This window comes from Ferrimonas sediminicola (assembly GCF_005116715.1).
GTDB lineage: Bacteria > Pseudomonadota > Gammaproteobacteria > Enterobacterales > Shewanellaceae > Ferrimonas > Ferrimonas sediminicola.
The window spans coordinates 53,203-65,853 of record NZ_SWCI01000007.1; the positions used below are offsets into that span (position 1 = coordinate 53,203).

16 protein-coding genes and 1 pseudogene are annotated in these 12,651 nt (G+C 63.8%); 12 read left to right on the top strand and 5 right to left on the bottom strand.

Annotated features, from left to right (window positions below; genetic code table 11):
- Positions 1-454 precede the first annotated feature (454 nt).
- The 5 genes from asd to FCL40_RS11930 all read left to right on the top strand — a co-directional run bounded on the left by asd (position 455) and on the right by FCL40_RS11930 (position 3,930).
- Positions 455-1,567: an aspartate-semialdehyde dehydrogenase gene (gene asd, locus FCL40_RS11910; protein WP_136853521.1), complete on the top strand. Its 1,113-nt coding sequence runs from the start codon at positions 455-457 to the stop codon at positions 1,565-1,567.
- Between the two features lie 120 nt (positions 1,568-1,687).
- Entirely contained in the window at positions 1,688-2,047 is a 360-nt protein-coding gene (locus FCL40_RS11915; protein ID WP_136853522.1) for a hypothetical protein, read from the top strand.
- A 112-nt stretch (positions 2,048-2,159) separates the two neighbouring features.
- Complete coding sequence (gene corA, locus FCL40_RS11920; protein WP_136853523.1) at positions 2,160-3,107, top strand: magnesium/cobalt transporter CorA; 948 nt, start codon at positions 2,160-2,162, stop codon at positions 3,105-3,107.
- Positions 3,108-3,156: 49 nt separating this feature from the next.
- Positions 3,157-3,435, top strand: coding sequence for a peptidylprolyl isomerase (locus tag FCL40_RS11925; protein WP_136853524.1), 279 nt, complete (start codon positions 3,157-3,159; stop codon positions 3,433-3,435).
- 165 nt (positions 3,436-3,600) lie between these two features.
- Positions 3,601-3,930 carry a TM2 domain-containing protein gene (locus FCL40_RS11930; RefSeq protein ID WP_136853525.1) on the top strand — a complete coding sequence of 110 codons (330 nt, stop codon included), beginning with the start codon at positions 3,601-3,603 and terminating at the stop codon, positions 3,928-3,930.
- Here the strand turns inward: FCL40_RS11930 and FCL40_RS11935 are convergent.
- On the bottom strand, positions 3,915-4,997 hold the full coding sequence (locus tag FCL40_RS11935; protein WP_136853526.1) for a saccharopine dehydrogenase family protein: 1,083 nt from the start codon (positions 4,995-4,997) through the stop codon (positions 3,915-3,917). The genes FCL40_RS11930 and FCL40_RS11935 overlap by 16 nt on opposite strands.
- On the bottom strand, positions 4,998-5,774 hold the full coding sequence (locus FCL40_RS11940; RefSeq protein WP_136853527.1) for an SDR family NAD(P)-dependent oxidoreductase: 777 nt from the start codon (positions 5,772-5,774) through the stop codon (positions 4,998-5,000).
- A 96-nt stretch (positions 5,775-5,870) separates the two neighbouring features.
- On the opposite strand from FCL40_RS11940, the gene FCL40_RS11945 reads away from it, so the two are divergent.
- The 6 genes and pseudogenes from FCL40_RS11945 (at position 5,871) to FCL40_RS11965 (ending at position 10,804) form a co-directional block, all read left to right on the top strand.
- Positions 5,871-6,542: a histidine phosphatase family protein gene (locus FCL40_RS11945; protein WP_136853528.1), complete on the top strand. Its 672-nt coding sequence runs from the start codon at positions 5,871-5,873 to the stop codon at positions 6,540-6,542.
- 1 nt (position 6,543) lies between these two features.
- Positions 6,544-7,734, top strand: a complete 1,191-nt coding sequence (locus tag FCL40_RS11950) for an acyl-CoA dehydrogenase family protein (RefSeq protein WP_136853529.1) — start codon at positions 6,544-6,546, stop codon at positions 7,732-7,734.
- On the top strand, positions 7,731-8,438 hold the full coding sequence (locus tag FCL40_RS11955) for a TetR/AcrR family transcriptional regulator (protein WP_136853530.1): 708 nt from the start codon (positions 7,731-7,733) through the stop codon (positions 8,436-8,438). Before FCL40_RS11950 ends, FCL40_RS11955 begins: the two co-directional genes overlap by 4 nt.
- Positions 8,416-9,189 (top strand): annotated as a pseudogene (locus FCL40_RS18770) (phosphotransferase family protein); the annotation flags it as partial. The gene FCL40_RS11955 and the pseudogene FCL40_RS18770, both read left to right, overlap by 23 nt.
- A gap of 285 nt (positions 9,190-9,474) precedes the next feature.
- Positions 9,475-10,242, top strand: coding sequence for a glucose 1-dehydrogenase (locus FCL40_RS18775; RefSeq protein WP_407644150.1), 768 nt, complete (start codon positions 9,475-9,477; stop codon positions 10,240-10,242).
- Between the two features lie 49 nt (positions 10,243-10,291).
- The gene (locus FCL40_RS11965) at positions 10,292-10,804 is read left to right on the top strand and encodes a lipocalin family protein (protein ID WP_136853532.1); all 513 of its coding nucleotides are present in this window, start codon (positions 10,292-10,294) and stop codon (positions 10,802-10,804) included.
- 82 nt (positions 10,805-10,886) lie between these two features.
- On the opposite strand, the gene FCL40_RS18595 is transcribed toward FCL40_RS11965, so the two are convergent.
- Positions 10,887-11,033: a hypothetical protein gene (locus FCL40_RS18595; RefSeq protein ID WP_169307103.1), complete on the bottom strand. Its 147-nt coding sequence runs from the start codon at positions 11,031-11,033 to the stop codon at positions 10,887-10,889.
- 87 nt (positions 11,034-11,120) lie between these two features.
- Entirely contained in the window at positions 11,121-11,669 is a 549-nt protein-coding gene (locus tag FCL40_RS11970; RefSeq protein WP_136853533.1) for a thioredoxin family protein, read from the bottom strand.
- 339 nt (positions 11,670-12,008) lie between these two features.
- Between FCL40_RS11970 and FCL40_RS18600 the strand changes: the two genes are divergently transcribed.
- Positions 12,009-12,155: a hypothetical protein gene (locus FCL40_RS18600; RefSeq protein ID WP_169307104.1), complete on the top strand. Its 147-nt coding sequence runs from the start codon at positions 12,009-12,011 to the stop codon at positions 12,153-12,155.
- Between the two features lie 114 nt (positions 12,156-12,269).
- Here the strand turns inward: FCL40_RS18600 and FCL40_RS11975 are convergent, their stop codons facing one another.
- On the bottom strand, positions 12,270-12,512 hold the full coding sequence (locus tag FCL40_RS11975) for a nickel-binding protein (protein ID WP_136853534.1): 243 nt from the start codon (positions 12,510-12,512) through the stop codon (positions 12,270-12,272).
- Between the last annotated feature and the right edge of the window lie 139 nt (positions 12,513-12,651).

The following is a 12,651-nucleotide window of genomic DNA, read 5'->3' on the forward strand; positions in this document are numbered from 1 at the left end:
CAGCAGCTTATCACCCAGGACCAGGCTGGCCGGGCCCGGTTGCAGCATCTGGGTCAACCGGGCGTAATCCGGGGAGTCCGGTCGAATCACCCGGGCGTAACTGGGAATGTAGGCGGCGCTGATCTCGGCAGCGGCGGCATCAGCCTGTCTGGCCCTGACTAGGCCGAAATGCGGTGGCTTGTCCGCCTCGGCAGGCTGGGCGGCGGCTGAGCCCGTTGCCGGATTCCTCGGGCGGTTCGCCGTTTGGCCGGGAACCGCCGATTCCGGGGAGACACTCAGCCCCATTGCCGGGGGGGCCACGCCTCCTCCGGCGCCCCGACCCATAACCATTGGCCATTCTATCAGAAAAAACTCTTTGGTATCCGGGCAGAGCGAACAAGCTCCAGTAGACGTATAGCCATCCAAATGATAACGTCGGGAGCAGTATTGATGCAGTCAGTTGAGGGAGAGCGGAATGAGAGTCGGAATTGTCGGTTGGCGCGGTATGGTGGGCTCCGTGCTGGTGGAACGAATGCATCAGGAGCGGGACTTCGAGTCGATTCAGGCGACCTTCTTCACCACCTCTCAGGCAGGTCAGGCGGCGCCGGCGGTCGCCTGTGAGCCGACCCTGGCGGACGCCTTTGACATCGACCGGTTGGCCGGCATGGAGGCGATCGTCTCCTGTCAGGGCTCAGACTATACCAAGGCGGTCTATCCCAAGTTGCGCCAGGCCGGTTGGAGTGGCTACTGGATCGACGCCGCTTCCAATCTGAGGATGGACGCGGAGGCCACCATCGTCCTGGATCCCGTTAATCGCAGTGTCATCGACCGGGCCCTGGCCGAGGGCAAGACCACCTTTGTCGGCGGCAACTGCACGGTGTCGCTGATGCTGATGGCCATCGGTGGCCTAATGGAAGCGGGGGTGGTCGAGTGGATCAGTCCCATGACCTACCAGGCGGCTTCTGGCGGCGGCGCCCGGCATATGCGGGAACTGCTGCGGCAGATGGGCGATCTGCATGCCGAGGTGGCCGATAAGCTGGCCGATCCGGCCTCGGCGATCCTCGACATCGAGAGGTCGGTGACCGCCAAGATGAACTCCGGCAGCCTGGATGCCGCCCAGTTCGGTGTGCCTCTGGCGGGCAGCCTCATCCCCTGGATCGACGTCCCCCTAGACTCCGGGCAGAGCCGTGAGGAATGGAAGGCCCAGGCGGAGGCTAACAAGATCCTCGGCTGCGAGCAGCAGCCGATCGCCATCGACGGACTCTGTGTCCGGGTGGGCGCACTGCGCTGCCACAGTCAGGCGTTGACCATCAAGCTCAACCAGGATCTACCCCTGGCGGAGATAGAGCGGCTGATCGCCGAACACAACGACTGGGTTACACTGGTGCCCAACACCCCCGAAGCCACCCGGGAGAAGCTGACCCCGACGGCGGTCACCGGTACCCTGACGGTGCCGGTCGGCCGCCTGCGCAAGCTGGCGATGGGGCCAGACTACCTTTCCGCCTTTACCGTCGGCGACCAGCTGCTGTGGGGAGCGGCAGAGCCGTTGCGGCGGATGTTGGCGATTCTGGTGGCCAGACAGGACTGATCCAGCGCATGTTTTGCCGGTTTGCGGTCGCCGTGACCTGGCGGGGCGGGCTATACTGCCCGCCACTGATCATGGGGCCGGCCGATTGTCTGGCGGCTCTTTAGCTGGAGTTGTGTATCGATGTTGACCAAGATACTGGTCACCCTGCTGGTGATTACCGTGGTGCTGATGGCCACCAAGAGGCGGGCCCCCGAACCTAAACAGGATACTCCGCTCCCCTCCATGGCTTCTAGCTGGCTGCGATTTCTGGCCCCCGCCATTGCCGGGGTGGTGATGCTGGTGGCGGCGGCTTTTTCCGGATGGCAGTGGTACCAGGGCCAGCAGGTGCTGCAGGTGCGCATCATCGATGCCGAGCACCAGAGTGAAACCCTGTATGAGGTGTATCGCAAGGACCTGGACGGGCGCCACTTCACCACCCGTGATGGGCTCTACGTGGAGCTGGGCAGTACCGAAAGGATGGAAATATCTCCTATAGAGTAGTGGCTCGGATCGAATCTCCCGGGGCAACCGTTGGCGTTGCCCCGTTTTTTTTTGGCAACAAGTCTGTATTATCTTCGCCAAACAACAAAAACGGTCTTAAGGAGAGCGCCCGATGATCACCGCCTACATTTTGCGCAACGAACTGTGGGAAACCCGGGAGTTGGGTGTCGAGGATGGCATCCCCGAGCATACCCTTTGGATCGATCTGTTCCGGCCGGACGACGACGAGCGTCAATGGCTGTCCCGCTACCTCTATGAGGAGGCCCCGGACGAAGAGGATATCAACGAGATTGAAGCCTCCGCCCGTTTCTACCTGGATAACGACGGGCTCCACATCAACTCCCTGTTTCCCCAGAGGGTCGGCCAGGAGGTGCGGGCCATCAACGTGTTCTTCCTGGTTCAGGCCACCCGGCTGTTCACCATCCGTGAAGAGGATGTGGGCCTGATCCGCTTGATGCGCAACTACCTCCGTCTGGGCAGGGTCGAAGCGGACCGTCCCGAAGGGCTGCTGGTGGAGCTGTTTAACCTCAAGGTGGATTACCTGTCGGATCAACTGGAGGATGTCTACACCGTGCTCGACGAGCTGTCGGAAGAGGTGTTCGACAGCGACAAGCTGGACGAGGTGTTCAAGCAGATCACCCTGCAGGAGGATGGCAATGGCAAGATCCGCCTGGCTCTGCTGGACACCCAGAGGGGGTTGCGCTTCATGCAGCGCTACTACCGTCGTCACCTGCATGAGGAGGAGATCAAGGACGTCAAGGAGATGCTCTCCGACATCGAATCCCTGCTGCCCCATACCCAGTTCCTGTTCGACAAGATCAACTTCCTGTTGGACGCCGCCATGGGGTTCACCAGCTTGCAGCAGAATAAAATCATCAAGATCTTTTCGGTTGCGGCGGTGGTGTTCCTGCCACCCACCCTGATCGCCTCCATCTATGGAATGAACTTCATCTCCATGCCTGAGCTGCGCTGGGAGATCGGTTACCCCCTGGCTCTGGGGCTGATGCTCTCCAGCGCCGTGGGTACCTACTGGTTCTTTAAGCGCAAGGGCTGGCTGTAGTGGCCGGCCTGAGCTACAATGCCGGCCCATTTTTCAGACGGAGCGCACCATGGCCCGAGCCTCGGCACGACACATCCTGGTCAAGACTGAACAGGAAGCCCTGAAACTGAAGCAGATGATCGCCAAGGGGGCGGATTTCGGCCAGTTGGCCAAGAAGCACTCCCTGTGTCCCTCCAAGCGCCGTCAGGGAGATCTGGGCGAGTTCGGCCCGGGACAGATGGTCAAGGCGTTCGACAACGTGGTGTTCAGGAAGCCGGTCCTGGAGGTTCACGGCCCGGTGAAGACCAAGTTTGGTTACCACCTGATCCAGACCCTCTACCGCAGCTGACTCCGCCGCATGGCACCAGGCCCGCCTCGATGGCGGGCCTGGTCGTTTCGGCCCCCTGTGATTGCCCGGAATAAAGATCAGAACTGTGAACCCGGATCTGGATTTCGGCGAACAGTTGTACACATAATGCGGTCCTCATGATGGCGAAGAGGTAGGGGAAACCGCATGAAAGTGAGTTGTGGCCAGTGTGGTCAGAGAGTACAGCTGTCCGATGTGATGTGCAGTGAGTGTCGTGCGGCTCTGCACCTGGAGGCCCTGGCGGGAGTGGATCCGCTGCTCAGCTCCAAGAGCCGTCGCCTGGCCGCCTGGCTGAGCCTGCTCCTGGGTGGCCTGGGAGTCCACAAGTTCTACCTGGGTCAGCCCCTTAAGGGCGGCCTCTACCTGGCGTTCAGTTGGACCCTGGTGCCCACCGCCCTCGGTGTCATGGAGGCGATGCGCACCTTCCGGATGAATACCCAGCAGTTCCAGTTCCGCCTGCGTCAGGCCGCCGGCTGACTCGCCGCCTCCCGGGGACAGAGTTCGATGGTGCCGCTGCCGGGCAGCCGCTCCACCAACTGCCATCCCATCAGGGTTGAGGGGGTGTGATAGCCGGATACCTGCGGCCGGGACAGCAGGTATTCGGCGACCGCCAGGGCGCCGCTGACGGTGACATCATAGCCGTTGGCGGTGTGGACGCGTCCCTCCACATACTCCCCTCTGGCGTTGCGGACCTCGCCCCACACCCAGGTGGTGTGCCGCTGCCGCTGCCCATCGTCGGGTCCTTTGAGGGTGCGTCCGATGCGCTGCTTGAGCAGCCTTTGCACCCATGACCATCCCAATATGCCCCGGAACCAGTTGATCCGCTTGAGCTGGGTGATCTTGCGTGGCGACATGGGAATATACACCTCGATGTTGGCGATGCCGGTACTGTGCCAGGCGGTGGATACATCTCCCCAAGGGATGGCCACCGCCATCTTGGGCTCCTGGCCAAAGGCGATGGTACGGGTGTAGGCGGCCAGCGGGGTCGGGGTCAGCTTACCATTGCGTCGAACCATGCTCCCCTGGGGCAACGCTTCCACCGAGGTCTTGGCGGTACCGGGAGAGAAACCGGAGCGGCTGTCGAATCCCAGGGCCAGGTGGTTGGCATCGGGCAGGGCGGCCTTGAGACGGGCGGCCAGACAGTCGGTGGGAATCACATCAAACCCCACACCGGGGATCAGCACCACCCCGGCCTCACGAGCCCGGGCATCCAGAGCCGCGGCCCGCTCGAACACCCCAATTTCGCCGGTGATGTCCAGGTAGTGGCAGCCACAGCGGAGGCAGGCCTGCATCATCGGCTCCGCGGTGGCGGAGAAGGGTCCGGCGCAGTGCAGCACCAGGCACATCCCGCTCAGGTCGTCGGAGCGGATCTGATCCAGCGAAAAGCTGCGGTACTCCAGTCCCAGCTCCTGGGCCAGCGGGCGCACCCGGTCGTCACTGCGGCCCGCCAGTATCGGTGTCAGGCCCCGTTTCACCGCCTCCCGGGCGACAAGCTCACCGGTGTAGCCATAGGCTCCGTAGATCATCCATTGAGAAGTGCTCATCTAGGCTCCCTGCGCCTGGCGCAATATCAGGTTGAAGAAGTGCTCCGGCAGCCAGCGCTTAAGCCGCCAGGCCTGGCGGGACTTGCGATGGGGCAGGATCAGGAACTCGCCTCGGCGGGCCCGCTGGACAATGTAGTCAGCCACGTTTGCGGCGCTGAGTTCGGAGCGCGCCATCAGTTTGCCCGCCACCTTGGCCATATTCACCCCCTGGGGGTTGAGGGAGTCCAGCAGCGGACTGGGGAAGAAGGCGGGGCAGGCCACGTGGACGCCGATGTTGCGGCTGTGCCACTCCAGCCTCAGGGTTTCGCTGAGGCTGACCAGGGCGGCCTTGGAGACGTTGTAGGTGGCCATGGAGGGCGCGTTGGCCAGCGCCGCCATGGAGGCGATGTTCACCAGGTGGCCGCCCGGAACCATGGCGCCACTGACGGTGCGGCACAGGCGCACGGCCGCCATCAGGTTGATTTCCAGACAGCGCTGCCACTCGCTGTCCGGAAGCGACTCGAACCGGCCGCCGGAGGCGATGCCGGCATTGTTGAACACCCAGTCGAACCCGGGATGGTGCTCCTCCATCAGCGCCTGCAGGGCGTGAAAATAGCCGGTATCGGTCAGGTCCCCGGCCAGGGTGAGGTGGTGCTCTCCCAGCCCCTCTTTCAGGGAGGCCAGGGCGGCGGCGTCCCTGTCCAGCAGCCACAGCCGGGCGCCCTGATCCTGACCCAGCCTCGCCAATTCACGTCCCAAACCGCCGGTGGCACCGGTGATCAGCCACTCCTTGTTCATCAGAGACCTCCTGGTAAAAAACGAACGTTCGTTCGTTATTGACGATAAACTAAACAGCTTGTAGGGTGAAAACAAGTCTCATCATGGAAACTTCTCATGGATCTCTACCTGTTACGTCATGGCCAGGCGATGTTCGGCAGCCCGGATTATGACCAGCTGAGCGACCTGGGACAGCGGCAGGCGCTCTGCCTGGGACGGGAGCTGGCGGGGTGGAACCTGGCCGATGCCACCCTGGTGAGCGGCAGCCTGAGACGCCAGCGCCAGACCCTGGACGGCCTGTGTCAGGGCGGCGGTTTCCGACCGACCGACCGGCAGGACCCCGGCTTCAACGAGCTGGAGATCATGGAGCTGCTCCCCCGCTACTGGCCGGCAGCCTGCGACAGGCTGGGCCTGTCGATGACGCCGCGGCAAGCCACTCAGGATATGCGCTACTTCCTGCCCCTGATGAGCGAAGCCCTGAGGATCTGGATCGCCGACTCCGGCCAGTGTCAGGGAGAGAACTTCAGCCAGTTCCGCCACCGGGTCCTGGAGGCCATCGCCGAGCACCATCAGGGCAACAAGCCCACCCTGGCGGTGACCAGTGGCGGTGTCATCAGCCTGGTGGCCGGGGAGGCGCTGGGTGCCCAAGCCTCTCATATGGCTGAGCTTATTCACCAGGTTAATAACTGTAGTATAACCCACCTGCGCTATGCCCGCGGCCAATGGCAACTGCAGGCGTTCAACGTCAATGGCCATCTGCGCCGTCAGGATATGCTGACTTGGAGGTAATATGGATTTTGCCCTCTCCCCTGGCCTGAAGGCCGCCTGTGATGAAACCTCCTGCCTGATCCGGGAGCAATTGCTCCCCCTGGAGCCGCTGCTGCTGGGCCACGACTACGCCACCCTGATGGGGGAGCTGGAGGAGGTGCGCCAGAGCGTTCGTGAACTGGGGCTGTGGGCGCCCCACCTGCCCACCGAGCTGGGAGGGATGGGGCTGTCGCTGCTGGAGTTTGCCCAGATGGCGGAGATCCTCGGCTACTCCCCCCTGGGCCACTTCGCCTTCGGCTGCCAGGCACCGGATGCGGGCAACGCCGAGCTGCTGCTGCACTGCGGCACCCTGGAGCAGCGGCAGAGGTACCTGCAACCCCTGGCCAAGGGGGAGATCCGCAGCTGCTTCGCCATGACCGAACGTCAGCTGGCCGGCTCCAACCCGCTGATGATGAACAGCGAGGCGGAGTTTGACGGCGAGCAGTGGCACCTGAATGCCCACAAGTGGTTTACCACCGCCGCCGAGGGCGCCGATTTTGCCATCGTCATGGCCAAGACCAACCCGGACGCGGCGCCCCACCAGCAGGCGTCCATGCTGCTGGTGCCCATGGACGCCCCCGGGGTCAGCCGCCTGCGCAACATCTCGGTGATGGGCGGGGAGGGGCACGGCCCCTTCAGCCATGCCGAGATGCTGTTCGATGACGTCAAGCTGCCCGCCGATGCCCTGCTGGGCCGTCCCGGCCAGGGGTTTGCCCTGGCCCAGGCCAGGCTTGGGCCCGGCAGGATCCACCACTGCATGCGCTGGCTGGGGCTGGCGCAGCGGGCGCTGGATGAAACCATCGGCTACCTCAACCAGAGAGCGATCACCGGCCAGAAGACCCTGGGTGAGCAGCCCCTGGCCCAGGGGATGTTGGCGGAAGCCGCCGCCGCCCATCGCGCCGCCCGCTGGTTTGTGCTGCACACTGCCTGGGAGGTGGACCGGGAGGATTTCGCCACGGTGCGGGCGGAGATCGCCATGATCAAGTTCCACACCGCCCGGATGCTGCAGCAGGTGGTGGACACCGCGGTTCAGCTCCACGGGGGCCTGGGGGTGACCGACGACACCATCCTCGCCTTCCTCTACCGGGAGGAGCGGGCGGCACGGATCTACGATGGCCCCGACGAAGTGCATAAACTGGCGGCGGCCAAGCAACTGCTCAGGGCACACCGATGAGTGAGATGGCCGCATCCCTGTCACAGTTCCAACTGCAACTGGGGTGGCAGCCAGATCGCCTCTGGCACAGCTTCCGGGAGCATTGCCTGCCCCACCTGGCGCAGAAGAATCCCATACGTACCGAGGCCAGGCTGGAAGCGATCATCGGGGCCACCTTTGAGCTGGCCAATCTCAAAGGTTTTCACGCCATGACCCTGCGCCAACTCAGCGACGCCAGCGGCCTCAGCCTGGGGGGACTCTACGGCTATTTTCCCAGCAAGGAGGCACTGGCCGCCTCCATTCACCGCTTTATCCGGGTGCAGTTCGAGCAGGTGCTGATGCCGATGATCAAGGACCTGGCCGATGGCCAGCAGCTGCAGGCCATCTGCCGTTATCACCTCTACCTGAGCGAGCTGATGCAGCCCTGGTTCTACTTCACCTTTATGGAAGCCCGCCACCAGAGTGAGGCGCTGCGCCGGGAGGCCCTGGCGCTGAGTGAACAGGTGGACCGAGAGCTGCAGCGAGGCCTGTCGCTGCAGGGCCAGGTGGATCAGCCGGTGATCGCCGTGGGCCTCCTCAAGCACCTGTTGCAGGGGTGGTACCTGAGGCGCAGCCATTTTCGCAAGGCGGGGATCGGGGTGGACGCCTACACCGACTACCTGCTCGACCGCATCCAGATCTTGTGTCACGGAGAGACCAGCAATGACCCAACCTCTCGAGCTTGAAGCCCTGCGCCACTACCTGGCGCGGAATCTGCCCCAGCTGGGCGAACTGGCCTCTGTCACCCCGTTTGAGGGGGGGGCGTCCAACCTCAGCTTTAAGCTGGAGTGCGCCGAGCGGACCCTGGTGCTGAGGATGCCCCCGCCTGGGACCAAGGCGGCCACCGCCCACGACATGGCCAGGGAGGCGCGGATGCTGACCGCGGTGGCCAAGGCGTTCCCCCTGGTGCCCGAGGTGCTGCACTGCTGCACCGACGAACAGGTGCTGGGCTGTCCCTTCTTCCTGATGAGTTACGAGCCCGGCCTGATCCTCAGGCGCAGCCTGCCGGACACCCTGGGCCTGGCCCGCAGCCAGGCCGATGCCCTGTGCCGCAACCTGGTGGATACCCTGGTGAAGCTGCACAGCCTGGCGGTGGACACGCCGCCGTTGTCGGAACTGGGCAGGCCGCTGGGTTATGTGGAGCGTCAGGTGTCCGGGTGGAGCCAGCGCTACCGTCAGGCGATCACCCCGGGGGCCCGCAGCGGGGAGCGGGTGATGAGGTGGTTGGCCGAGAACCAGCCGCTGGAATCCGGCCAGGCGGTGATCCACAACGACTTCAAATTCGATAACCTGGTGCTCAACCCGGCCGACCCCACCGAGATCCGCGCCGTGCTGGACTGGGAGATGGCCACCCTGGGTGACCCGCTGATGGACCTGGGGTGCGCCATGGCCTACTGGGTGGAGGCGGGGGACCCGCCCCAGATGAAGATGCTGCGGCAGATGCCCACCCACCTGCCGGGGATGTGGACCCGCCGCCAACTGGTGGCCTACTACGGTGAGAGGAGTGGGCTGGATGTCAGCGGCTTTGCCTACTACTACGTCTTTGGCCTGTTCCGCCTGGCGGTGATCGTTCAGCAGATCTGGTATCGCTACGTGGAGGGCAGTCGCAAACATCCCGCCTTCGCCCGTTTCGGCGAGATGGCGGCAATACTGATGGACCGGGCAGCGGCGGAGATCGACGAGGTGGAGCAGGTGGCCGGCCGGCCGGCGCTGCTGCAGAAGCTGGAGGGCAGTGGCCTGCTCTCCCTCGACGGACGGGTGGCCCTGATCACCGGCGCCAGCCGGGGGATCGGCGAGGCGGTCGCCCGGCTCTATGCCGCCCACGGGGCGCGGGTGATCCTCTCCAGCCGGGACGCCGACGCCCTGGAACGGGTGGCGGCGGAGATTCGCGACCGGGGCGGGGACGCCTGTGCCATCGCCTGCCATGGCGGCGATCCCGAACAGATGCAGCGGCTGTTTGAGCGCATCGACACCGACTATGGCCGGCTGGATATTCTGGTGAACAACGCCGCTGCCAACCCCTACTTCGGCCACATCCTGGATACTCCCGCCGAGGCGGTGGCCAAGACGGTGCAGGTGAACCTGGCCGGCTACTTCCTGTTCGCCCAGATGGCGGGGCAGCGGATGCGGGAGCAGGGGGGGGGGGTGATCCTCAACACCGCCTCGGTCAATGGCCGCTCCCCGGCGCCGGGCCAGGGGATCTACTCCATCACCAAGGCGGCGGTCAACAGCATGACCGCGGCGTTTGCCAAGGAGTGCGCCTGCTACAACATCCGGGTCAACGCGGTGCTGCCCGGGCTGACGAAAACCAAGTTCGCTTCGGCTCTTACCGACAACCCGGCCCTGCTCAAGCAGATCCTGGGGCTGATTCCCCAGGGCCGGGTGGCCCAACCGGTGGAGATCGCCCCCGCCTTCCTGTTCCTGGCGTCGGACGCGGCGGCGTACATCACCGGCATCGAGTTGCCGGTGGACGGCGGTTACCTGGCGTGATCGGAACGACGGTCCGGGGCGTGATCGATAGTTTAGAAGGGAGAGAGTGATGACGCGGATAATCCTGATGGCACTGCTGCTGGTCACCGGCTGCACCTCTGCACCCGAGGGGGTCGAGCCGGTTCGGTCGTTCGAACTGGAGCGCTACCTGGGGACCTGGTACGAGGTGGCCCGGCTGGATCACAGCTTCGAGCGTGGTCTTAGAGACGTGACCGCAGACTACTCGATGCGCGAGGATGGCGGCATCCATGTGATTAACCGCGGGGTTCGTGAAGACACCGGTGAGGTCAGTGAAGCCATCGGTCGGGCCTATCCCGTGGGCCAACCCAGTGTGGCCCACCTGAAGGTCTCCTTCTTTGGCCCTTTCTTCGGCGCCTATGTGGTGTTCGAGCTGGATGCGGAGTACCGATATGCCTTTGTCAGTGGCCCGAACCGAGACTACCTGTGGCTGCTGGCGCGCACCCCCCAGGTTTCCGAGGCGGTGATGACGCGGTTCCGGCAGCGGGCCACCGAACTGGGGTTTCGGCTCGACGGGCTGATCGTCAACAGCGACGGACACTGAGAGCCTGCGACCGTGGAAAAAGCCAACCCTACCGGGGTCGGTGCGGTGGGGTTGGCTTGTGCTTCTGATGTGGGCCGGAGGGCTACTTGCCCCGACTGCCCTTGCCACCGCTGTTGGGGTGACCGGACTTACTTGGCCAACTGCCGCCGGGTCCATGGCCCGGGTGGTTGGCGTACTCTTTGGGCCCGCCCTTGGGACCACTCTCTTTCGGGCGACCGCTTTTTGTCATGGTAACCTCCCATGCTGGGCAGGTGTGCACCCACCTGCGACTCCAGTTAAGTGTAGCCGAGGGGCGCCGAGCCGGTGCTACCGGGGTTCAGGTGCGCCATTTGATGGAGCAGCCCATACTGGGGTGCTGCTCCCTGGGGCCCCGGCCGGTCTCGGCGATCATCCGCATCGCATTGAGCAGCTCCGGGGTACGCTCCGCCTCCCCGCCCTGGCAGGCGTCATCCAGGCGTCCCCGGTATTGCAGCTCGCCCCGGGCATTGAAGCCGAAGAAGTCTGGGGTACACACGGCGCCGAAGGCCTTGCCAACGGACTGATCCTCGTCCACCAGGTAGAGGAAGGGAAAATCGTGCTGCCTAGCAAATGCCACCATCCTATCCGGGGCATCTTCCGGGTACTCCCGGTAGTCGTTAGACATCACCGCCACCACGCTGATCCCCTCGCCCATCAACTGATGGGCATCCTGGGCCAGCCGGCTGGCGATACGCTGTACATAGGGGCAGTGGTTGCAGAGAAAGATCACCAGCAGCCCCTTGCAGCCCAGCTGTTCGCTCAGGGTAAAGGGGATGCCGTGGGGGTCGCTCAGGGTAAAGTCCGGTGCAATCCAGCCGAAGTCGCAGATGGGGGTATCCAGTAACATGCCAGGCTCCCGGGGCGGCAGGGGCTCGCCCATTCATGGTGCAGACCATGGGTCCAGCTTAGCCTATTCGGGCCCTCTTTTGGGCGAGAAAGGCTCTGGGATCCCGGCGGTGGCGATTTAGCGACGTCCTGTGATGCTGGGAGTTCATCGGCTGGCATCAACTCGTGATCTTCTGCTGCCGTCGCGCTTCAATCTATGGCAAGAATCTGAGAGTGGACTCGATGGTGACACACCTGACCCTGCGAACCCCGCGCCTTAGAGGTCATCGACCTGAGGAACAACCTGTCCCTGGAGAGGGGCGAGGGTTGGAATGACAGGTTTGCGCTGAACCTCTCCGGTTTGCAGCAGCTGCCCGCTTACGAAAACGAGATTGAGCGGTTGAGCCTGGCCAGCAACCCGGAGCTTAGGTTTGTCAATCTGAGGCACAACCGGATTCAGGAGTTCGATGTGTCTCACAATGGTGCGCTGGAAACGCTGCTGCTGTAGGGCAGTCCCCTGAGTGAGGAAACCCTGGCGTACCTGGGGCAGGTCAACTGGATTGAGGAGCCGAAGTGTTAGTGAGCGGACCGGCTCATTGCTGAGCCGGTCGCTGCGATTGCCTTACTTGCTGCGGGTGGATTCCACCTCGTGAATCCAGTCGCAGGCGATGCCGGCCTTGGCGTGGTGCTTATGGATCGCTTCGGCATTGGGGGCTTCCAGCACGCAGTAGATCAGGTTGTCCTTCTTGCTGAACAGGATGTCGTGATGGCTGACCCCAAACTCGTCCGCCGGGGCATTTTGCAGATCCCTTAACTGCTGTTCGGTAAAGGGTTCCATGGGGTGAGTATCGATAAACTTGGGCATACGCTGCCTCCTTCCTTCGGGGATGGATGCCGCCAGATCACCCCTGGTGGGGCCGTTCCGGTGGCTGGGCGCCGGGGGCGCCGGTAACGAGACTCAACCAGTCAAAGGATAGGCCAGATGGCTGGCGGCGGCGGACTAT